This is a genomic window from Vibrio sp. Y20_XG_PY13 (genome assembly GCF_024181925.1).
Classification (GTDB): Bacteria; Pseudomonadota; Gammaproteobacteria; order Enterobacterales; family Vibrionaceae; genus Vibrio; species Vibrio parahaemolyticus.
Genome location: NZ_JAMZAL010000001.1, coordinates 488,573 through 509,317 on the forward strand (window position 1 = coordinate 488,573; position 20,745 = coordinate 509,317).

A 20,745-nucleotide genomic window follows, 5' to 3' on the forward strand; every position below is an offset into this window, starting at 1 on the left:
GCACCACGTTAATTAAAGCGTGCTCTTGTTAACAAAACCAGAAATCTTGTTTCTTATAGGAAATTTTTGGTTGATTGTTCTCGCCTCAAGCGCTATGTTACCAACTTGTTAGATGTAGAGATGCAAATTTCCGTAAGAGATTGAAGAAGAAAAAGCGCAATCCGACGGAGTTTTCGCCCACTTTTTAGGGCTGGATGTTCACTCTGTTCTGCTACGCAGTTCAGCTGTTTTGAGGACAAATGAACCACATCGCAAGTCAATCAATCTTCTGCGGGTTCATTTTCAGATTTGGAAGGTCAACTACCATGAATAAGAGTTACCCTAACCACAGCTTGGAAAACTTTTTCTCTACCAACCTCTCTGCGACAGATGACGCTGTCTTTGCCGGAATTCAGGCGGAATTCACTCGCCAAAACGAACAAATCGAACTTATTGCTTCTGAGAACATCGTGTCTAAAGCGGTAATGCAAGCTCAAGGCACATGCCTAACAAACAAATACGCTGAAGGTTATCCCGGTCGCCGTTACTATGGTGGTTGTGAGCACGTAGATACAGTGGAAGCCATTGCTATCGAACGTGCGAAAAAACTTTTTAATTGCGAATACGCAAACGTTCAACCTCACTCAGGCGCTCAAGCAAACGGCGCAGTGAAACTGGCACTACTTCAACCTGGCGACACCATTCTTGGCATGTCTTTGGACGCAGGTGGCCACCTAACACACGGTGCACGCCCTGCTCTATCTGGCAAGTGGTTTAATGCAGTTCAATACGGCGTTGATCGTGAAACACTAGAAATCAACTACGATGATGTTCGCGCTCTGGCGCTAGAACACAAACCAAAAATGATCATCGCAGGCGGTAGCGCGATTCCACGTACTATCGATTTCGCAAAGTTCCGTGAAATCGCCGACGAAGTGAACGCAACCCTAATGGTCGATATGGCGCACATCGCAGGCCTTATCGCAACAGGCGCACACCCTAGCCCATTGCCACACGCACACGTTGTGACCACGACAACGCACAAAACACTGCGTGGTCCACGCGGGGGCATGATTCTGACTAACCACGAAGACATCATTAAGAAGATCAATTCGGCGGTATTCCCAGGCCTACAAGGCGGTCCATTAATGCACGTTATCGCCGCTAAAGCGGTCGCATTTGGTGAAGCACTTGGCCCTGAATTTAAAACTTATATTGATTCGGTGATCAATAACGCAAAAGTCCTAGCGGAAGTATTGCAAACTCGCGGTTGCGACATCGTAACCGGTGGTACAGATACGCACTTAATGCTGGTTGACCTTCGTCCTAAAGGCTTGAAAGGCAACAAAGCAGAAGAAGCTCTAGAGCGTGCTGGGATCACATGTAACAAAAATGGCATCCCATTCGATACAGAGAAGCCTATGATTACATCGGGCATCCGTTTAGGAACGCCTGCGGGTACAAGCCGCGGCTTTGGCGCTGAAGAATTCAAACTCATCGGTAATTGGATTGGTGACGTACTGGACGGTTTGGTGAACAACCCAGAAGGTGACGCAATCGTTGAGAAACGCGTTCGCAAAGAAGTAAAAGAGCTTTGCAGTCGCTTCCCTCTTTACCAGTAAACGACTTTTTAAATCAGAATAATTCCTGACAAGTTATTTGGAGATTAAGCAATGGACAAAACACTGAAGTTTACAGATAGCCACGAGTGGGTACGTGACAACGGTGACGGCACAGTGACAATCGGTATTTCTGAGCATGCGCAAGAAATGTTGGGTGACGTAGTATTCGTTGACCTGCCAGACGTGGAAGACGAAGTAGAAGCCGGCGAAAGCTTCTCTTTGGTTGAGTCTGTAAAAGCGGCTTCAGACATCTACTCACCAGTAACCGGTGAAGTAGTTGAAATCAACGAAGAGCTAGAAGACAGCCCAGAGCTAATCAACGAAGAACCATACGAAGGTGGTTGGATCGTGAAAGTGAAACTTTCGGACCCATCTGAGTTGGATGACTTAAAAGATGCGGAAGAATACCTAAGCTCTATCGAAGAAGAGTAATTAGGATGTGACGAAAGCTGTTCCCTAGCCTGTTTAGAGAGCAGCTTTTTTTCTAGGTTCGGACGTATAATTAAATGAGTCAATTAAGACCATTTCCGATACCCGAGCCAAGGAGTAGGTAAAGGACAATGACTGAATTACTTCAAAGCCTCAGCACACAAAACGAGTTCGTTGGACGCCACAACGGACCAAAACTTTCTGACCAACAAAAAATGTTGGAAGCGATCAACGCAGTTAGCCTAGACGCACTGATCAGCGAAACCGTACCAGCAAACATCCGCCTTGAGCAGCCAATGACGTTGGCAGAAGCGAAAAGCGAAGCGGACATGTTGGCTACGATGAAACAATTCGCAAAACAAAACCAAGTCAAACGTACATTCATCGGTCAGGGTTACTACAACACGTTCACGCCAAATGTCATTCTGCGTAACGTACTAGAAAACCCAGGCTGGTACACCGCGTACACACCATACCAACCAGAAATTTCTCAAGGCCGTCTGGAATCACTACTGAACTTCCAACAAATGGTTATCGACCTAACCGGTATGGAAATCGCAAACGCGTCTTTGCTTGATGAAGCAACGGCAGCGGCAGAAGCAATGACACTTTGTAAGCGCGCTGGTAAGAGTAAGAGCAACGTATTCTTTGTGGCTGACGACGTGCATCCACAAACCATCGAAGTGGTAAAAACGCGTGCTAAATTCATCGGTTTTGAAGTGCTAGTTGGCTCTTTAGAATCTCTACCAGAGCAAGACGTATTCGGCGCGCTGGTTCAATACCCAAGCACAACGGGTGAAGTTCGTGATCTAACGGACATCATCGCGAAAGCACAAGCAAACAAAACGCTTGTTACTGTTGCGACTGACCTACTTGCTTCTACCCTATTGAAACCTGCTGGAGAAATGGGCGCAGACGTCGCAATCGGTTCAGCTCAGCGTTTCGGCGTACCAATGGGTTACGGCGGTCCACACGCGGCATTCATGGCAACTCGTGACAAACACAAACGTACAATGCCAGGCCGTGTTATCGGTGTTTCTATCGATGCGAAAGGCAACCAAGCACTTCGTATGGCAATGCAAACTCGCGAGCAGCACATCCGCCGTGAAAAAGCGACATCAAACATCTGTACCGCTCAAGCGTTACTAGCAAACATGGCGTCTTTCTACGCGGTTTACCACGGCGCAGAAGGTCTGCGTACCATTGCTCGTCGTACGCACCACATGACTGCAATTCTTGCTGCTGGCCTAACGAAAGGCGGCTTTGAGCTTGCTCATAACAGCTTCTTCGACACCATCACCATCAACACTGGTGAGAAAACGCAAGATCTGTACACAAAAGCACTCGCAGCAGACATCAACCTACGCGTCCTACCTGGCAAACTAGGCATTAGCTTAGATGAAACAACAACCGTTGCAGACGTCGAAGCTTTGTTTGCTGTCTTTGGCGTAAAAGAAGACGTTACCGCTCTATCTACGGAAATCGCTGGTAACGAGTTTGCCGCCATTCCAGAAGCGCTACGTCGTACTTCAGAATACCTAACGCACCCAGTGTTCAACACTTACCACAGTGAAACACAAATGATGCGTTACCTAAAACAGCTTGAAAACAAAGACTTCTCGCTAACGCACGGCATGATCCCACTAGGCAGCTGTACGATGAAGCTAAACGCAGCGGCAGAAATGATCCCAATCACTTGGCCTGAGTTTGGTTCTATCCACCCATTTGCACCAACAGAACAAGCAGCGGGCTATGCAGCGCTAGCGAAAGATCTAAAAGAGAAGCTTTGTGAAATCACAGGCTACGACGCATTCTCACTACAGCCAAACTCCGGCGCATCGGGTGAGTATGCAGGTCTTATCGCGATTCAACGCTACCACGAAAGCCGTGGCGAAGGTCACCGCAACGTATGTTTGATCCCAAGTTCTGCGCACGGTACTAACCCTGCAACTGCATCTATGGTGTCAATGAAAGTTGTGGTTGTTAAGTGTGATGACGAAGGCAACATCGACATCGACGATCTAGCAGCGAAAATCGAGAAGCACAAAGACAACCTATCAAGCATCATGATCACTTACCCTTCTACGCACGGCGTTTACGAAGAGAAAGTGAAAGAAGTGTGTGAAATGGTTCATGCAGCAGGCGGTCAAGTATACCTAGACGGCGCGAACATGAACGCACAGGTTGGTCTAACATCCCCTGGCTTTATCGGCTCAGACGTTTCTCACCTAAACCTACACAAAACCTTCTGTATCCCTCACGGTGGCGGCGGTCCAGGTATGGGTCCTATCGGCGTTAAATCGCACCTAGCACCTTTCCTACCAGGTCACATCGAGAACGGTGTAGAAGGCGAAGACTTCGCAGTATCAGCTGCAGATTTTGGTAGTGCATCTATCCTACCTATCTCTTGGGCTTACATCGCAATGATGGGTGAAGCAGGCTTATCCAACGCAACCAAGGTCGCGATTCTAAACGCTAACTATGTGATGGAGCGTCTACGCCCTCACTACCCTGTTCTTTACCGTGGTAAAAACGGCCGTGTAGCGCACGAATGTATTATCGACATCCGTCCGCTGAAAGAAGAAACAGGCATTAGCGAAGAAGATATCGCGAAGCGCCTAATGGACTACGGTTTCCACGCGCCAACCATGTCGTTCCCAGTTGCTGGCACGCTAATGGTTGAGCCAACGGAATCTGAAGACCTAGCAGAGCTAAACCGCTTCTGTGATGCGATGATTTCTATTCGTGAAGAAATGACGAAAGTGAAAAACGGTGAATGGCCACTAGAGAACAACCCTCTCGTTAATGCGCCACACACGCAAGTTGACCTTTCTGCTGAAGAATGGGATCGCCCATACTCACGCGAACTTGGCTGCTTCCCTTCTAAAGCAACCAAATCTTGGAAATACTGGCCAACAGTAAACCGCGTAGATAACGTTTACGGCGACCGTAACCTAATCTGCTCGTGCCCAAGCATCGATAACTACGAAGACTAATTTTTGTAGAATCTAAATAGATAAAGGCGAACCGAATGGTTCGCCTTTTTGTTATTTAATCTCACAGAAACCGTCCTCACAGTTAACCACATTAATACCCACCCCATTACAAGAAACAAAATACGCTCATTTACCTTTAAATATCAACACGCAAAACAATAACACAACCAAAATTAAAGCAAATCGCTTATTCCCATTAGATTTTATTAATCAACACTGTGTAATCTGAAGCTATAATTTGTTTTCAAATACAAGTTTTTAGGTAAAATATACTCATCACAACGAATAGCATGCAAGTGGATAAAAATGTCTGGAGAAGACTCCAAATCATCAGGTGAAACTGGCGAGAATATTGTCAGTAAATTTTTCAAAAAAGTCGGATGGCCGAACTCTAACCCAAACATTAGTTTTCCGTGCCATTTTGGAACAACGCATCCATCTGATGCTGATGGACCAAGAACCAAGCATGGTGTAGATGAACACTTTTCTTACTTATCTAGCTTAGAAACTGAGACACTTGTACATATACTTGCTTCGGTAAAACACACAACTGGTGATTACCCAAAAAGCTTTACTAACAAGATAAAAGGTTATGTAGACGATATTATTTATTCAAGTGTTTGTTTTCGAGTATCAGATCATAATGCAGACACAAACGCAATCTTCTCTGGGAATACGATAAAAAACATAAAATACGTACCTGTACTTTTCTATTTGTCTAGTAAGGAAGATAAACATAAAGATTACTTCGCTAATATTTCAAACACCCAGTACTTCAAAAAGTTTGAGAATGAAGGAATCGAGGAATTTTATGTTGTCGATAACTGCAAATTTACCTTTATGCTTAACGCTATTGACCATGTTACTAATCACTATTCAGACTACGAAATCTTCTTTGGTCACACTAGCACAAGTTTAAATCGAATGTCGTTCAATCAACGTTCATATAGTTCGGTTATGCCCGTAGAGTACTTGACCCTTCCATATCTCACTTTTGTTTTGAGAAAGAACATCGAGAATGAGGAAGTGTTTAAGTGTGTAGTTGTTGCCAACGAGCCTTTCTCACAAGATAGTTTATCAAGACACACATATAGTGCTCTCCAACATTCAGATAGAATTAGTTCAGTATCAATCTGTTTTCCAGACTTCTTTTTAGATGAGCACAAGGGTGATGTTAGTAAAGTTATGCAAGCCCATAATATTACAGAGCAAAAACTACGTGTCGAAAACTACATACCAAACTTTAGGAACTTAACAAATGAATAGTGACGCTTTCATTCCTGTTGGTGATGTTTTACGTCAGTTTCTTGCAAACCCAATGATAAAAGCTAGTGACTTAAAACAAATCTTACAGAGTAGAGGCTGCTTTAGTAGCTCAAACGACAAAAAAGTGTTGGGACCATTACTAATTAAAACAGGTGTAGCTCCTTACGAGTTCGAACAACTCAAAGAAACTGTAAAGGAAAAGGAAGACAATCCAAAAATTCAAACTAAGCAGTTACAGTGGGATGCAACCCAAGGGAAAACATTAGTTCAAGCTTTGGGTTTTAATTTTGATTTCAATAATTTAATTAACGACCCATTTGATGTCTTAACGATAGAAAACAGTCCACAATTTCGAGCTGCTGGAAACGCAAAAGATCCGAATCATGTTATCGCTGAAATCAAACTAAAACGCCGAGATAAAACAAAAAACTTTGGTGATGATGAAAGCTACTTTGAATGCCAAGTCGAACTGAAAGTTGATGCATCAAACAAGCTTGATTTGAACATAACGACTAAACATACTGCTAAAGAATCTTTGTACGTAGCGAACGAGGTTGTAAGGCGAGCTACTAAAGCTTTAAAAGATGCCAGCTTAATCAAATCAGATAATATTAAGAGAATACTTTTCACCGACTTCACCAATATAGGTAGAATTAACTTCTTAAAAGCGCTGGTACAATCTACAAAGGTAGAGGTATACCCTTCTAAAAAACATACGCGAAGAATACACATTCAACCCGATGACACAGTGACTAAAACTAGACCTAAGGAAATAGATTTTCTTGAAAAGAAAATCAATGACTTAACCTTAAAAGGCTCTAATCTGGATAGTAGTGTTTTTTTGAGTAAAAACGAATTAAAAGAGCACTTGAAACTATATAGTGTACAAGGTTCGTATGAGATAAAAACAACTAAGCATGAAGGGACATGTGACCTGGTTTTTGAGTTCCCAATCTATGACTCAATGAATACCAGTGAACTACAGATCTATATTGCCAATTTTAATGTACGTGGGAAGCTTTCTCAAAAAAACAAAAAGGAATTAAAAACTTTTGTACTAAAAACATTTGAAGAGAAGAAGTTTTCATTATTTTCTCAGCATAAAATTTAGCATTTAAGTGTAAGATCAAAAAAGGCGAACCCGTTGGCTCGCCTCTTCTGTTAATAGAGATTTCTTAGCTCGCTTTTGATACGGCGTGCTGCTGTACCATAAACGTGATGACTTCTTCATTTAAGCAGGATTTACTGATGTATTGGCGTTGTTTACCAAGATGTAGGATAAAACCCAAATCGGTTTGTTCGAGTTGGTCGATTTCACTCCAAGCGAGGCTGCGATCGATTTTACCGCTTTTATAGCGCACGCCATCTGCATTCACTTCAAACACCACTTTGTTGCCACGGCTTGAACTGATGGTTTGACGCCATAGCCACCAGGTTCTTTTGAAGTAAACGCTGCACGCTTCAATCACACTCAATACGATAAAGAACCAACCGACATAACCGTTAGGTAGCAGTTCAAACTCCAATAAGACCACACCAAAAATGAGAAAGAGTAATCCTTTCAAATACGCTTGTGGGAACTTCGTTGGCTGGCTAGTTTGATCATAACACTCAGCAAAAAATGGCTTGTCGAGTGTGTATTCTGTGGTGAATTCGAAATCTTTAGACATGTATGGTTACTTCAAGGCTTCTGTAAATGAGTATTCTTGGTTGCACTCTTGCAACGCGAGCATTGTAGCGCTTCTCTGGCTTTATCTTTAGCCCTTTTGATGCTGTTTTGTAAATCAATGATAACGAAACATTAGAAGACCTCGGTGCACTTGCCAAGATCAGACAAGGCGAACCATCTGGCTCGCCTTGTTAATTAATGACCTATGTAACTTCTTCAGGCTTTCTACTTTAGAGGGTCGTTGTCTGGCAACGCACTGTGTATCCATACTGCTAGTCGGTGTTTGATGCTTGCGCCATCTAGCTTGCTTTCCGGTAGTGGCGTGATCTGTTTGGCATCGACCAAGAATAGATAAATCGCTTTTACTCTTAGAGGCTGTGGTGACTGAGGAAGGTCAAAACCTTGTAGCTTCGCCATCTTCCCACCAATCTCTAGTGCCTTCTTAACCAGTTTGTCTTCATTGTGAAGCTTGGAGCTTTTTGACATTGATAAATCCTCTTCTTCGCTTCAATTAAGAATACATGAAGTGTCACGTATGGCGTGTTAGTAAGCTCGCATATTGATAAGTTTATGTCTTACCACCGAGTAACTGGTTGAAAAACGACCTTAATTCTTCGTCACCAAGGCTGAGCAGGTAGTCACCGACATACCATTCAACGATGGATTGATGTGGATGTGCCGTGACTTGCGGATTACCAAACCAAATGCCCTTCTCTGTAGCAAAAGTATGTTGGAGTTCTTTCAACTTTTCACAGCTGAAAGGCAGGATCAGGTGCAACATGTTTGCTCGAGGTTGGGTTGGTCTTACCGCCAAAGATGGGAACTCATCAATGATCTTGTAGATTTGTTTTGTTCGCTCAAACAGAGCCGGCATTTGTGCCAACCTTTCATCAAACTGCATTGCCGCAGACACCATATAAGGTGTTCTATTAATGATTTATTTAGAACAGAGATCATGCTCACCGTAAACGAGCCATTTCGGTAAATATGCGGCTTCTGGAATCGTCCAGCCATACTTATCGTATGCCAATGCAGCAAGACCAGTCAGTTTCAGAGAAACATTTCCTTTTGGCGAATAACGAACATCTTCATTCATGTAGAACTGGTAATGCGCCTCTAACGCATCTCTCAGTGCTTCTTGATAATGCGCCTCATCTCCATCGATAATGGCAACAAACACATTCACAAATGGAATAAACAAAGAGTGTACATATGGCACTCTGGTTGATTCTAAGTATTGCGGAGAAGATTTCTCCATCACAGTTTGCAATAACTCAGGTAACGCTGATGAATTGCTAAATACACCGCTAACGAACTCGACTAGCGCAACATTAAACGGCGTCTTTATAGAAACTAACGACTCATCCATGATGGTCATCAGCTCTACACAGCGCCAATCTCTCGCTGCCATCGCTAAACAGATTTCATCCAACCATGCATCCATCGTTCCCCCTGCAACAGAACGGTTACCTACTTCCGAAAAGTGTCGGTGCCCAACGGAGAATTCAACAACTTGATCTGAATGATTGGCCAGTAAGTACACGTTATTCAGTAACTCAAGCGCTCTTTTTATATAAGCCGGCGAGGCCTGATGTTGTCCATATTTTGAAGCAGTAAAAAATGCTTGAAGCGAATCCCAAGCATCGCCTTTCATTCTTTTAAGAGGTTGCTTATAAAAAGATTGTTTTTCATCAAGCATTCTTTCCCAGAAGCTGTAGAAATCTTCATCTTCTTCACGAAAAATACGCAATTTTCTTTCTTCAGGTATCTCTAAATAGTGATTTTTCATTGGTTCCATCGTTCCCTAGCCTCGCATTATAAGTTGTTCTAATTTTTTGCCGTGATGATAATCATCCTCAAAATCAAGCAGTGAATGATGCCGAAGTTGTTTTATGAAATCAATTTATAATCAGTATCTTATATCGAAAAGCAATACTTAATTGAAATGAATCGAAAAGCCGCCTGTTACGCTCTTCAATCAATCGAACGCATAGCAGTGAGTATCTCAAAGAACATATAAAGCATGAGCCAACCGCAATTACTTAACTTCTAGTCGGATGCTTGTATTAGTGAGTTTTGCTATCAACCCGCCTATCCTCTCGCGCATATCGTGCCTTTGCACAATCATATCTAAAGCGCCATGCTCAAGCAGAAACTCGCTTTGTTGAAAGCCATCCGGTAGCTTTTCTCGCACGGTTTGTTCAATCACACGACGCCCTGCAAACCCGATTCTTGCCTCAGGCTCACCAATATTGATGTCCCCCAGCATTGCCAAGCTTGCCGAGACGCCGCCAAAGGTTTGATCGGTCAATACCGAGATATAAGGCAAGCGCGCATTGGATAAACGCTCCAACGCAGCGCTGGTTTTGGCCATTTGCATTAAAGCCATCAGCGACTCTTGCATACGTGCGCCACCACACGCAGAAAAGCAAACTAACCCGCAATTTTCCTCTATCGCCGTATTCACGGCATCAACAAAACGAGCACCCACAACCGACCCCATCGAGCCAGCCATGAAAGAGAACTCGAACGCGCAAGCCACGATGGGTAAGCCCAACAGCTCGCCTTTCATTACGACCAACGCATCTTTTTCGCCAGTACTTTTTTGAGAGAGAGCAAGACGCTCTTTGTAGCGTTTCTTGTCCTTAAAATTGAGCAGATCTTTCGGCTCATATTCGCTAGCAAGCTCTATACGCTCACCTTTGTCCAAGAAGCTGTCTAAACGATGTCGCGCAGACATTCGCAAATGGTGTTGACACTTGGGGCAAACTTCCAAGTTTTCCTTGAGCGCGATGCGATACAGCACTTGGTCACAAGACGGACACTTAGTCCATACGCCTTCCGGAATCGACGCTTTACGCGTATTAATGATGTTCTTTTTATCTAATATTTTTTCTAACCAACTCATTGGAAAACCTTTATGCCCAAACAACGGTAACTCGCATTGTATAAACCTGTTTTAAGTAATAAAGTGCAACTTATTGGCTTTATAATCCAACCAAGTGGGATTAATGGAGATGCTTGAGAAAATTGATCAGCAATGGCTAAAAAGCTTCCATTGTGTCTACGAGAACAACAGCTTTAAAAGAGCCGCCGAGTTTTTATCTCTGCCGACATCAAATGTCAGTCGCCACATTGCGTTACTTGAAGAACAGCTTGATGTGCGTTTGTTCGACAGAACGACTCGACGAATCTGCGCAACAGACGCTGGAGAGCACCTCTATTTACGTACACAACCTTTGTTAGACAAACTGAATGATGCACTTGAAGAAGTGACGCAACACTCTCGTGAGGTCATGGGGCAACTCAACGTTGTCATGCCAGATTCACCAGAACTAGCTAAAGCCGTCGTCTCTTTTTGTGCTCAGTACTCTGCTATTTCATTGAATTGCGAGACGAACCTAAGCCCTAAAGAGGACTTGCTCGATGGGTTTGACGTTATCTTGAGTTTTCACCGCGGCAAGCTTGAAGACAGCAATTGGATTGCAAAAGAGATCAAGCGTTGGCCGAGTATTGTAGTCGCATCACCTAAGCTACTGCACACACGTCAGAGACCTTTCAAAATTACCGATTTGAAGCACGTTCCTTGTATCAGCAGCTTTACTGCATTGAAAGGAACACCTTGGGTTTTCAGAAATTCGGAAGGAGAACTGATAAGTCAACGAGTACAATCTGCATTTAAGGTCAACAGTGGGCAACTTGCAAAAGCCGGCGCGTTAGCAGGATTCGGGTTTGCGATTCTACCTGTCGAGTTTTGCCATGAAGAAATCGAATCAGGAGATCTGGAAGTGATCGAACTGGAATATGAACCCGAAGATTTGGTGCTGTATGCCTTTTACGCTTCCAGAAAACACTTAGCCAAGAAGATCCCGGCGTTTATCGAGCACTTAAAACGCCAAGCGAATAACGAAACAAGCGGGTAAAGCCATAGACTTGCCTATTACTGCCCATACATTGTGAACCAGAAAGGCTGACTTTGTAGAATCCAAATAGATAAAGGAGCACCGTAGAATTCACCTTTCTTTTTCTGGCTCTTTCAATAATACTCTTGCGCAATATTACTCAGCTGGAAAACTTCATGCCTCAAGCAAACTCTGTGGTCGTACTCGACTTTGAAACCACTGGTCTCTCTCCTACTTTGGGTGACCGTGCAATAGAAATTGGTGCGGTAAAGTTAGTCGATGGCGAGGTTGTTGATAGTTTTCAGCAACTCATGAATCCCGGTTTCAGAGTGAGCTCCTTCATTGAGAACTACACTGGTATTACCAATAACATGTTGCGAACGGCACCAAGCTGCGAAGAGGTCATGGCATCATTTAGTGAGTTCATAGCTGGCGAGAACCTTATCGCTCATAACGCTTCATTCGATAAACGATTTTTAGATGCAGAGCTTGAGCGAATCAACTGTGGTTATTCAGGTGAGTTTGCTTGCTCCTTACTGGTGGCAAGACGGCTCATTCAAGATGCTCCGTCACACAAGCTAGGTGAACTTGTTCGCTATAAAAATATCGACAACGACGGTGTTTTTCACCGCGCACTAGCCGATGCACAAATGACGGCCAAGCTTTGGCTCTTAATGGTCGAAGGATTAGAAAACTCAGGTATCGTTAAACCAAGTTTTCAGTTGATGCAAACGGTTAGTAAAACAGCAAAAGGAAAGGTCGACCTGCTACTCGCCAAAAGCCGAGCTTAACTCCCCCCTCACTCAAAGTTCACTTTTGACTCTTAGACATTTAAGCAACTTTCGATATACATAAGATATTGAGCATCCCAGTGAACTTCCTACTCCGAAAGCGGCAGTTCACTGGTCTCACCAACCAAACTCGCTTACTATGCCATTTACCTAAAACGCTTTGTGAGTCACTCATGAGCCGAAAAAATAACAAAAATCTCAGCATTCTTCTTAAACTCAACACCTTTATTGCGCCTTATAAATGGCGGGTTGCAGCGGCCTTAGTTGCACTTGTCGCGACGGCAAGTTTAACGTTATCCGTTGGTTATGGAGTACGTATTCTTATCGACCAAGGGTTTGCACAGCAATCATTGCAAGAGCTTACCAATGCGATTCAGTTTATTGTTGGTGTCACACTGTGTATTGCCATTGGGACATTCTTTCGCTTCTACCTTGTATCTTCGGTGGGTGAGCGCGTCAGTGCGGATATTCGCCTTGCGGTGTTTAACCATGTGATTACGCTGCATCCGAGCTATTTTGAGACCAACAGTAGCGGCGATATTATGTCGCGCCTGACTACCGATACCACGTTGCTGCAAAGCATTATTGGTTCATCGTTCTCGATGGCGATGCGTAGCGCTTTGATGTGCTTTGGGGCCATCATAATGTTGTTTGCCACCAACGTTAAGCTCACGCTGATTGTGCTTGCTTCTGTGCCTTTGGTTTTGGTTCCGATTTTGTTTTATGGACGTCGCGTGCGTGCGCTCTCTCGCCAAAGTCAGGACTCAATGGCCGATGTCGGCAGCTACGCAGGTGAAGCGATAGAACATATTAAAACCGTGCAAAGTTTTAGCTCAGAGCCGTACGAACGAGCGGCTTTCGCTGTCGAGCTGGAAAAAGCGTATGAAGTGGGCAGACAGAGAGTCAAACAGCGCGCGATCCTGATCTCTGGCGTTATTGTGATTGTGTTTAGCGCAATTGCAGGCATGCTTTGGGTTGGCGGCAGCGATGTGATTCACGGAAAGATGTCTGCGGGTGACCTAGCAGCGTTTGTGTTTTATGCCATTATGGTTGCCTCATCGACTGCAACCATTTCCGAAGTCATGGGCGAATTGCAAAGGGCCGCAGGTGCTACCGAGCGACTGATTGAGATCCTTCAAGTAGAAAGCGATATTAAAGCACCAAGCAACCATTTGCCTGTCCGTTCAGACATGTCTGCTGAAGTTAGCTTTAAGTCGGTGAATTTCAACTACCCTTCTCGCCCAAATCAACCTGCTATCAAAGGATTAAACCTAACCGCTGAACAAGGCAAAGTCTTGGCGTTGGTTGGCCCTTCTGGTGCAGGTAAAACAACGCTATTCGAACTGCTGCAACGCTTTTATGACCCACAACAGGGGCAAGTGTTGTTTGGTGGCGAAGATATTCGACAGTTCGACCCAAACGAGCTTCGACGCCAAATGGCGCTCGTACCACAACAGCCAGCGCTGTTTAGCCATGAAGTGTTTCACAATATTCGTTACGGCAATCCAGAAGCCTCAGATGAACAAGTCATCGAAGCCGCCAAAAAAGCCCATGCCCATGAGTTTATTGAGAAGCTTCCCGAAGGCTATCACAGCTTTCTAGGCGAGCGCGGCGTTAGGCTATCAGGCGGTCAAAAGCAGCGCATTGCGATTGCTCGTGCGATTCTAAAAGATCCAAAAATCTTACTGCTGGATGAAGCCACCAGCGCCCTTGATAGTGAAAGTGAACATCACGTTCAGCAAGCACTTGAAGCACTGATGAAAGGACGCACAACGCTTATCATTGCTCATCGTCTTTCAACTATCCAACATGCGGATAAAATTGCGGTGCTGGACAATGGCGAGTTAGTCGATGTTGGTAACCACCAATCATTAATGCAAAGCTGTGAGTTGTATCAGCGACTTGTGGCGTTGCAATTTAAGCACTTAGAGTAGCGCCTAGTTAAGCCCCTAAAACAAGCAAAGGCGAACCAAACGGTTCGCCTTTTTCTGTTCATTCACTTCCGTGAACTTTGTGCAATCCAAACATCCTTTCGCTCATCTAAAAAACCTCACTCCACTATTTCACTACTCCACCACTCCACTTAGAAGACGAACAACTTCACTCGTAACTAATCTGTTTTCAAAATAGGAAATCACCACTGTAAAAGTTCACCGCGTTTTGTCTTGCTGACTATGGTTACAATATTTGTGAAATCAATGCCTTTAAACCAAATTACAAGAAAGTGGCACCGATATGAACAGCGAAGCGAAACAACTTTTTTATCATTTATGTCAGCAATACGATGCGCTATCTCAAGATTTAGAGTCTCGCGCGTTTCCTGAGTTTTCCGAGACCATCACTCATCCGCTTGGACACTGCTTTGTCCGTTGCCCTGTAGGCAGCCAGCGCTTTTCCATTGTTGCAGTCAACTTCGTGCCCTCCGTTCGCGGGCAAGGCGTGCTTACTGCATTTATCGACTACATTAAAAGCCATCCATATCATTACCAAGGCGTTGAAGTCGCTATCATTGAAAACAAAAGCTTAGCAAAACGACTGTTGTCTCTTGGATGGAAGTACAAATCTCTGTTTAGCAAGATCTTCTTTGCAAATAAGCCGACGCTGGTGAAGGACTTTCAATCGGCTTGATAGTCACCGAGTCGCTCCCCATGTAACCCAAGTAAACGCTCAATCAAAGTCCGTAAGCATATTGAGAAAAGTTTGGCGGTCTTCCGCTGTACTACCTCGATGAGCAGTGTATTCGACGTGTTCGTCCGCGCTGGCTTTCGGGGATAGATTGATGCCCCACAGCGCATTAATTTGGTTTGGCACAATGGAGTAACGCACATCAACAATTCGCATTTCGTCATCTGGGTCTTGCACTACAAAACCATTTGAAAACCAACGGAAACGTTCAATATCTTTCGCTTGCTGCGATTGCGGGTCGAGCCATGGAAATTGTGTTTTTACATTGAGCTTTGGTGTGGATTCGCCAGGATAGATTTTTATTGAGCGCCCCACTCTTACCGCATCCACATAGTAGTTATCTTCCGTTTCATAAATCACTTTCCAGACCAAAAGATTGCCGAAGGTTGGTTTTGCTTTTAGCTGCACAGCGCTGTGCTGTCGCTCTTGGACAATTTTCCATCCGGCCGCTTCTGCTCTATCTCGTTGAATAACCCCAAGAGTCAGATAAGCCAGAGACCATAGAAATGCGACACGCGCGTAACTTCGATTTCGCTTCAGTGCGGCAAACAAAAGCAGGATCAAAATAGGAAGTGAGAAAGCGGGGTCGATAACCGAGATCGTGTTCCAGGCATAGCGTGTGTTGCTTATCGGCCAAAAAAGCTGAGTCCCATAGCTGGTGCAAGCATCTAACAGCGCATGGGTACTATAACCAAGCGCGCAATAAAACCAACTCTGTTGAAAGTTTAGCTCTCGTCTTTTTGCAAACAACGGATACAACACTAAAGCACAGAGAAAACTGCCAAAAGGGATAAACAATAATGAATGGGTAAAGTGTCGGTGATATTCCAAAAACAGTAATGGGTCACTTGATGAACGGATAAGTACGTCCAAATCCGGAGCCATCCCTGAGGCCACACCTAATACGCCAGCAGCCACAATATGCCGCTTGTTACTTGCAGATTGCGGCAAAGCAGCGCCTAGTAAACCTTGCGTTAACGGGTCCATTATTTACGCCCACCACGATAACGTAGGCGAGAGAGAGGAGCATATGCGCTTCAAAATCGGTTCAAATTTAAAAACCAGAACGTTCTCCGACATAAATTATCCGTATTTAAGTGGATTGGAAAGCACGGCTTAATGATGCATTAAAGTGTTCGAAAACAAATGCTTTGATTTTAGTGTAAGAAGGAATCGCCCTATTCGCTAGTGAGAAGCGAACCTGAAGCAAGGATCGTGGTGTACGTCAGAAGTCCAAAACGGCGGATTTTTCAGACGCAAAATAAAACAAGGCGAACCAGATAGCTCGCCTTGTTTACTGAACGATTAACGACAAAAAACCTTAGTCTTGAGGGTTTTCTTTCGCGTTGATTTCAGCGTAAGTGTGCAGAAGCTCTGTCAGTGTTTTCACCCAAGCAAAAACATCCGAAGGTGTATTTTCGAGTAGTTTTTCCACTAGTTCACAGTGTGTTTCTAACGTGATTGCCTCTTCCAAATGGAATGAAATCGCATAGAAATGCCAAAGCACCAATCGCGTCATTCGCTCGCTATTTTGCTTTGCATTGTCTGAGTCATCAAACGCTTGTTGAATTTCACTCAGTGCGATTGCTGTCATGCGTAGCATTGCATCAAGACGTGCAGACAACATACGGTCTTCGCTATCCACTTCTTCTTGATCAAAAGTAAACAGCTCATTCATCACGTCTTCTGGCACCATTTTACTGATCATGCGAGCACTAAACTCTTCCAGTTCATGGCGAGGCATGGTTACAAGACAATCGAAGGTGTAATCACGAAGCATAAAATCACTCTAGGTTGGAAATCAATTTCAGCCACGCATTCTAAATACTGAAATCTCAATTGCCAGCGTTTATTTCTATTGGACTATCGAAAAACTACAGAACACCGTTGATCGCGATACCAACACCAATGCGCTGCTGATTATGGTCGTAGTCAATTAGGCTTTTGCCGTATCCAGTCGAGTATTGAGCATATCCCCTAACTTTTCCCCAAATTGGAAACAACAAACCAATCTCAGCATAGCCTTTATGCGTTTTAAAATTCTCGCGCCCCAAGAACGTCAACTCGTAATCGTCCCATTTGTAGGCGCTTGTTAGCTCAAAATGCCCCATGTAATCTTCGATATCTGGATTATCATCGCCTTTAGGATCATTCGGAAAGGTTTTTTCGTCCTCAGGTATGCGCCACCAAGGCTGGATAGAGGCGACAAAATTGTCTTTCGCAAAGGTTAAGTTGGTATAAACGCGGTTCCAACTGCGCGATAGCTCTTGTCTTTGGCCATTTGATTCATGCTCAATACCGAAACCCAGCCAAGTTGAGCCACCAAGCGGCTGCCAACTTGTAGGAGTGAAGTAAAACAGCTCAGGACGATAATTGGTTTCGCGAAACGGACGCGACGCATCCCCCGTGTATACCTGCCAGAAAGATTTTAGCGTCATACCAAAAAACAGACCATCGCCGTCAAACAACAAATCGTCGTAGTTCATTGGTACTTTAAAGCTGATTTGAAACTCTGCCTCTTCCTTACGCAGTTCATCGCCGTATTTGGTGTCGGCATACGCACGTTTGTTTACGCGATCACTATAAGTAAACGGCAGAATGTAGTTAATTCGATGTGCAACCAAGCTAAAAGGCTCGAACGCGGTTTGCTTTTCTGATTCCAAACGTTTGTCGATCAAGCTTTCCTGCGGTTCTTCTGATTCTTTCGTTGTTGATTCGACAGGCGCAGTGCTCGTGACGGTATCTAGCTCACACTGCTTGCGAATGCTCTCGATCGTTTCTTCGCCATTGCTTTTTTTGATTGTTTCTAGCAAACATAAATCGTATGCGCTTGCGGTCTCTCCCATCGCCACCGGAGCTACTAATAAACTCAGTATCGATATCCCTGTCGCTTTTGAAGCCATCTGAAATCCTCAATAGTCTTGATGTCAAACCAGACAATTCTAATTTTTATCGGTAAATCACTTGCCATAACGGAGTTAAGGTAATGTTAAATGTTGGCCGACTTTACGTCTTGGATTGATACGACAGATTTAAAAGATATCTGCTCACTATGAACAGAGCGCCAAAAAAACCAAGAGTTGAGCATCATAAATCCAAACCGAAAGCAGTACGTTTTTATGATGCTCATGCTCACTACATAAAATACTGACTCACTACTTTGATTGCGAATGCGGTAATGAATAAGCCCAATCCATAAGCCAAATGCGCCAATGTGCTAAGAAGACGGGCTTTCCAAGGTGTTGGGGTTTTACTGGCAGCAAAACCAAATCCTAGGCAAGGTTGAATGACCAAAAATGGGAACACCAACGTTACCGCACCTGTAATTAAGCCAGGCGCTGGGCTAGGCTCTACCAACCAATGATGACCAAAAGCAGCAATGTGAGCCAAAGCGAAAACAACGCCAATGGCATAGTGTAAAAACCAACCGAGTGCTTTTTCTCCCGGCATCGGGTCTGTTGACATAATTGGCGCATGCACAAGCTTCCCTTTGGGCATGCACAAAACCCAGCGCGCAACCAATGCATAGTTTAATGAGGGAATACCAAACACTCTCCTTTGTAGCCAAGCCCATAAATCCATTATCACAGTCGCACCAATCCCTATTAGCGCCGCTTGTAATCCTATTAAAAACAGCATTTATCGCTCCTCAAGTTTTTGATTTGTTAAGGTCTTAGTTGCATGCTACAACTTAAAGCTAACTTGAAGTCAATGAGGAATAGTATGGATATTGCAGAAGTGGTTAAAAAATCAGGATTGCCGACCTCAACACTCAGATACTACGAACAATTGGGGTTAATTCGCTCAATAGGAAGGAATGGATTGAGACGTCAATATTCGCCAGAGGTACTCAATAAACTCAACTTAATTAGTTTAGGGCGTATCGCTGGAATATCACTTAACGAAATGGCGGAAATGTTGAATCACTCAGAAGGTTCAAAACCATACATTGATCGTGACTTACTGGCGAAAAAGGCGCTTGAGATTGATGAGCAAATAACACGTTTGAAAGCGGTGCGAGACAGCCTAAACCATGTTGCCTCCTGCCCTCATGAATCACATATGGACTGCTCTTCATTTCAGAAGCTTATGAAGGTCGTAAAGCGTTATGTCCCCAAAAAACCGAGATAAACCACTCTACTTATCCTTGATTTAAAAGGAAGCAACTCGCGGTTGTGAGTTACTTCCTCCATCTTACTTAGCTTGCGCTTTTACGTACTTCTTCACTTTTTTCATCGCCATTTTTTGCTTTAGCGGTGAAAGGTAATCAATGAACAAGTTACCAGATAGGTGATCAATTTCGTGCTGCATCACAATCGCTAAGAACTCATCGCTCTCGATTGTAATCGGGTTGCCATCACGGTCCAATGCAGACACCACAACTGATGTGTAACGCTCTACATCGGCGTAGTATTCGGGAACAGATAGGCACCCTTCTTGACCAAGCGCTTTGTTTTCTCCGCTCACCACTTCTGGGTTGACTAAGATTAAAGGATCATTGCGTTCGTCAGAGATATCGATGACAACAACCGCCTCTTTTCTGCCCACTTGGGTTGAAGCTAAACCGATGCCATTGCCCGTTGCGTAAAGTGTTTCTAGCATATCGTCGATCAACGTTTGTACTGTCGATACATCAGTGACTTTTTCTGCTTTTACTTTAAGTCTTGGGTCTGGAATGGAGAGAATTTCGAGGACTGCCATACTTACCTTTCGTTATCTGTAAATCGTAATTTCCGGCGAATTATACACACGTTTCGGCAGACATAAACAGGTTGAGTTTTCGTGGAAAGACCGTTTCGTTCAGAACATTCAATTTTGCTAGAGACCAAAGAGGCACAAAGAAAGAGAAAACTATAACGCCAGCACGATATGGCTGGCGTCTTTTTTACGTATCTATCTTTAAGCGTTCGTTATATGTGAGTTACACACTCTTTTGCGCTTTTAGCAAAACCTTAATCGCCATTTTTTCACCACTCTTGAAAATAAAGTACCCGAGACAAACGGTTATTAACGTTAATACAACGATAATAATACTGAACCAGCCTAGTTCCGCTATCAGTTCAAATATAGAAATGTCCAAAAACATTAAGATGAGAGAAAACACCACTAAGCTCGATAAATTCCAAAGCAGCACTGAATACCATCTCGTTGTCGAAGGCATTATATTCCCTGTTTTATAGCCAAAATAATATCCTACACTCATCGCTGGTATTAACGTCCCAAGAAAGCCGACACCGTTCATTTCCATGCCAGAAATGTACTCAATAATAAATAGCAGTATGGCCAAACAAACTGATGCCAAACACAAAAGCGACGTTACAAAGAGCACCGAGGGAGCGTTGTTTTCTGTTAAGTAATTATTTTTCGATTCCACTTTCATTTCCTTCCATTTATTTGAATAAAATA

Annotated in this window: 20 protein-coding genes and 1 pseudogene; 10 read left to right on the forward strand and 11 right to left on the reverse strand. The window is 43.9% G+C overall.

Annotated elements, in window-relative coordinates; all coding sequences use genetic code 11:
• Positions 1-305 precede the first annotated feature (305 nt).
• The 5 genes from NL646_RS02160 (at position 306) to NL646_RS02180 (ending at position 7,403) form a co-directional block, all read left to right on the forward strand.
• Positions 306-1,601 (forward strand): serine hydroxymethyltransferase, encoded by a 1,296-nt coding sequence (locus NL646_RS02160; RefSeq protein WP_005498726.1) that lies wholly within the window; start codon positions 306-308, stop codon positions 1,599-1,601.
• A 51-nt stretch (positions 1,602-1,652) separates the two neighbouring features.
• A complete protein-coding gene (gene gcvH, locus NL646_RS02165; RefSeq protein WP_005454126.1) occupies positions 1,653-2,033 on the forward strand; it encodes a glycine cleavage system protein GcvH in 381 nt (126 codons plus the stop codon).
• Between the two features lie 128 nt (positions 2,034-2,161).
• Positions 2,162-5,026 carry an aminomethyl-transferring glycine dehydrogenase gene (gcvP, locus tag NL646_RS02170; RefSeq protein ID WP_253663781.1) on the forward strand — a complete coding sequence of 955 codons (2,865 nt, stop codon included), beginning with the start codon at positions 2,162-2,164 and terminating at the stop codon, positions 5,024-5,026.
• Positions 5,027-5,332: 306 nt separating this feature from the next.
• Entirely contained in the window at positions 5,333-6,292 is a 960-nt protein-coding gene (locus NL646_RS02175; protein WP_253663782.1) for a hypothetical protein, read from the forward strand.
• A complete protein-coding gene (locus NL646_RS02180; protein WP_140332605.1) occupies positions 6,285-7,403 on the forward strand; it encodes a hypothetical protein in 1,119 nt (372 codons plus the stop codon). Before NL646_RS02175 ends, NL646_RS02180 begins: the two co-directional genes overlap by 8 nt.
• A gap of 64 nt (positions 7,404-7,467) precedes the next feature.
• Here NL646_RS02180 and NL646_RS02185 read toward each other — a convergent pair whose 3' ends face one another.
• From NL646_RS02185 to accD, 5 genes and pseudogenes are all read right to left on the reverse strand, one after another.
• Complete coding sequence (locus NL646_RS02185; protein ID WP_253663783.1) at positions 7,468-7,962, reverse strand: YcxB family protein; 495 nt, start codon at positions 7,960-7,962, stop codon at positions 7,468-7,470.
• A 224-nt stretch (positions 7,963-8,186) separates the two neighbouring features.
• On the reverse strand, positions 8,187-8,447 hold the full coding sequence (locus NL646_RS02190; protein WP_005376453.1) for a DUF5062 family protein: 261 nt from the start codon (positions 8,445-8,447) through the stop codon (positions 8,187-8,189).
• Positions 8,448-8,529: 82 nt separating this feature from the next.
• Positions 8,530-8,892: pseudogene (locus tag NL646_RS02195) on the reverse strand (threonine aldolase); the annotation flags it as partial.
• Positions 8,893-8,898: 6 nt separating this feature from the next.
• Positions 8,899-9,759, reverse strand: coding sequence for an immunity 49 family protein (locus NL646_RS02200; RefSeq protein WP_025621640.1), 861 nt, complete (start codon positions 9,757-9,759; stop codon positions 8,899-8,901).
• Positions 9,760-9,999: 240 nt separating this feature from the next.
• The gene (accD, locus tag NL646_RS02205; protein WP_024701292.1) at positions 10,000-10,869 is read right to left on the reverse strand and encodes an acetyl-CoA carboxylase, carboxyltransferase subunit beta; all 870 of its coding nucleotides are present in this window, start codon (positions 10,867-10,869) and stop codon (positions 10,000-10,002) included.
• A 103-nt stretch (positions 10,870-10,972) separates the two neighbouring features.
• On the opposite strand from accD, the gene NL646_RS02210 reads away from it, so the two are divergent.
• The 4 genes from NL646_RS02210 (at position 10,973) to NL646_RS02225 (ending at position 15,282) form a co-directional block, all read left to right on the forward strand.
• A complete protein-coding gene (locus tag NL646_RS02210; RefSeq protein WP_049877423.1) occupies positions 10,973-11,884 on the forward strand; it encodes a LysR family transcriptional regulator in 912 nt (303 codons plus the stop codon).
• A gap of 155 nt (positions 11,885-12,039) precedes the next feature.
• Positions 12,040-12,654 carry a PolC-type DNA polymerase III gene (locus tag NL646_RS02215; protein WP_024701294.1) on the forward strand — a complete coding sequence of 205 codons (615 nt, stop codon included), beginning with the start codon at positions 12,040-12,042 and terminating at the stop codon, positions 12,652-12,654.
• Between the two features lie 173 nt (positions 12,655-12,827).
• Positions 12,828-14,588, forward strand: a complete 1,761-nt coding sequence (locus tag NL646_RS02220) for an ABC transporter ATP-binding protein/permease (protein ID WP_253663784.1) — start codon at positions 12,828-12,830, stop codon at positions 14,586-14,588.
• Positions 14,589-14,889: 301 nt separating this feature from the next.
• Positions 14,890-15,282, forward strand: a complete 393-nt coding sequence (locus tag NL646_RS02225) for a hypothetical protein (RefSeq protein ID WP_021448467.1) — start codon at positions 14,890-14,892, stop codon at positions 15,280-15,282.
• Between the two features lie 39 nt (positions 15,283-15,321).
• Here NL646_RS02225 and NL646_RS02230 read toward each other — a convergent pair whose 3' ends face one another.
• From NL646_RS02230 to NL646_RS02245, 4 genes are all read right to left on the reverse strand, one after another.
• Positions 15,322-16,326 (reverse strand): metal-dependent hydrolase, encoded by a 1,005-nt coding sequence (locus tag NL646_RS02230; RefSeq protein WP_025522773.1) that lies wholly within the window; start codon positions 16,324-16,326, stop codon positions 15,322-15,324.
• Between the two features lie 334 nt (positions 16,327-16,660).
• The gene (locus NL646_RS02235; RefSeq protein ID WP_005454292.1) at positions 16,661-17,119 is read right to left on the reverse strand and encodes a hypothetical protein; all 459 of its coding nucleotides are present in this window, start codon (positions 17,117-17,119) and stop codon (positions 16,661-16,663) included.
• A 94-nt stretch (positions 17,120-17,213) separates the two neighbouring features.
• Positions 17,214-18,242, reverse strand: a complete 1,029-nt coding sequence (locus NL646_RS02240; protein ID WP_029831638.1) for a phospholipase A — start codon at positions 18,240-18,242, stop codon at positions 17,214-17,216.
• Positions 18,243-18,474: 232 nt separating this feature from the next.
• Entirely contained in the window at positions 18,475-18,978 is a 504-nt protein-coding gene (locus NL646_RS02245) for a DUF2938 domain-containing protein (protein ID WP_253663785.1), read from the reverse strand.
• Between the two features lie 84 nt (positions 18,979-19,062).
• On the opposite strand from NL646_RS02245, the gene NL646_RS02250 reads away from it, so the two are divergent.
• On the forward strand, positions 19,063-19,470 hold the full coding sequence (locus NL646_RS02250) for a helix-turn-helix domain-containing protein (RefSeq protein WP_025507947.1): 408 nt from the start codon (positions 19,063-19,065) through the stop codon (positions 19,468-19,470).
• Between the two features lie 63 nt (positions 19,471-19,533).
• On the opposite strand, the gene def is transcribed toward NL646_RS02250, so the two are convergent.
• A complete protein-coding gene (gene def, locus NL646_RS02255; protein ID WP_020842054.1) occupies positions 19,534-20,040 on the reverse strand; it encodes a peptide deformylase in 507 nt (168 codons plus the stop codon).
• 220 nt (positions 20,041-20,260) lie between these two features.
• Positions 20,261-20,719, reverse strand: a complete 459-nt coding sequence (locus tag NL646_RS02260; RefSeq protein ID WP_253663786.1) for an ABZJ_00895 family protein — start codon at positions 20,717-20,719, stop codon at positions 20,261-20,263.
• Between the last annotated feature and the right edge of the window lie 26 nt (positions 20,720-20,745).

Bases quoted from the DNA above. Each gene is read 5' to 3' on its own strand.
- NL646_RS02160 (WP_005498726.1), top strand. From the start codon at position 306: ATGAATAAGAGTTACCCTAACCACAGCTTGGAAAACTTTTTCTCTACC.
- gcvH (WP_005454126.1), top strand. From the start codon at position 1,653: ATGGACAAAACACTGAAGTTTACAGATAGCCACGAGTGGGTACGTGAC.
- gcvP (WP_253663781.1), top strand. From the start codon at position 2,162: ATGACTGAATTACTTCAAAGCCTCAGCACACAAAACGAGTTCGTTGGA.
- NL646_RS02175 (WP_253663782.1), top strand. From the start codon at position 5,333: ATGTCTGGAGAAGACTCCAAATCATCAGGTGAAACTGGCGAGAATATT.
- NL646_RS02180 (WP_140332605.1), top strand. From the start codon at position 6,285: ATGAATAGTGACGCTTTCATTCCTGTTGGTGATGTTTTACGTCAGTTT.
- NL646_RS02185 (WP_253663783.1), bottom strand. From the start codon at position 7,962: ATGTCTAAAGATTTCGAATTCACCACAGAATACACACTCGACAAGCCA.
- NL646_RS02190 (WP_005376453.1), bottom strand. From the start codon at position 8,447: ATGTCAAAAAGCTCCAAGCTTCACAATGAAGACAAACTGGTTAAGAAG.
- NL646_RS02200 (WP_025621640.1), bottom strand. From the start codon at position 9,759: ATGGAACCAATGAAAAATCACTATTTAGAGATACCTGAAGAAAGAAAA.
- accD (WP_024701292.1), bottom strand. From the start codon at position 10,869: ATGAGTTGGTTAGAAAAAATATTAGATAAAAAGAACATCATTAATACG.
- NL646_RS02210 (WP_049877423.1), top strand. From the start codon at position 10,973: ATGGAGATGCTTGAGAAAATTGATCAGCAATGGCTAAAAAGCTTCCAT.
- NL646_RS02215 (WP_024701294.1), top strand. From the start codon at position 12,040: ATGCCTCAAGCAAACTCTGTGGTCGTACTCGACTTTGAAACCACTGGT.
- NL646_RS02220 (WP_253663784.1), top strand. From the start codon at position 12,828: ATGAGCCGAAAAAATAACAAAAATCTCAGCATTCTTCTTAAACTCAAC.
- NL646_RS02225 (WP_021448467.1), top strand. From the start codon at position 14,890: ATGAACAGCGAAGCGAAACAACTTTTTTATCATTTATGTCAGCAATAC.
- NL646_RS02230 (WP_025522773.1), bottom strand. From the start codon at position 16,326: ATGGACCCGTTAACGCAAGGTTTACTAGGCGCTGCTTTGCCGCAATCT.
- NL646_RS02235 (WP_005454292.1), bottom strand. From the start codon at position 17,119: ATGCTTCGTGATTACACCTTCGATTGTCTTGTAACCATGCCTCGCCAT.
- NL646_RS02240 (WP_029831638.1), bottom strand. From the start codon at position 18,242: ATGGCTTCAAAAGCGACAGGGATATCGATACTGAGTTTATTAGTAGCT.
- NL646_RS02245 (WP_253663785.1), bottom strand. From the start codon at position 18,978: ATGCTGTTTTTAATAGGATTACAAGCGGCGCTAATAGGGATTGGTGCG.
- NL646_RS02250 (WP_025507947.1), top strand. From the start codon at position 19,063: ATGGATATTGCAGAAGTGGTTAAAAAATCAGGATTGCCGACCTCAACA.
- def (WP_020842054.1), bottom strand. From the start codon at position 20,040: ATGGCAGTCCTCGAAATTCTCTCCATTCCAGACCCAAGACTTAAAGTA.
- NL646_RS02260 (WP_253663786.1), bottom strand. From the start codon at position 20,719: ATGAAAGTGGAATCGAAAAATAATTACTTAACAGAAAACAACGCTCCC.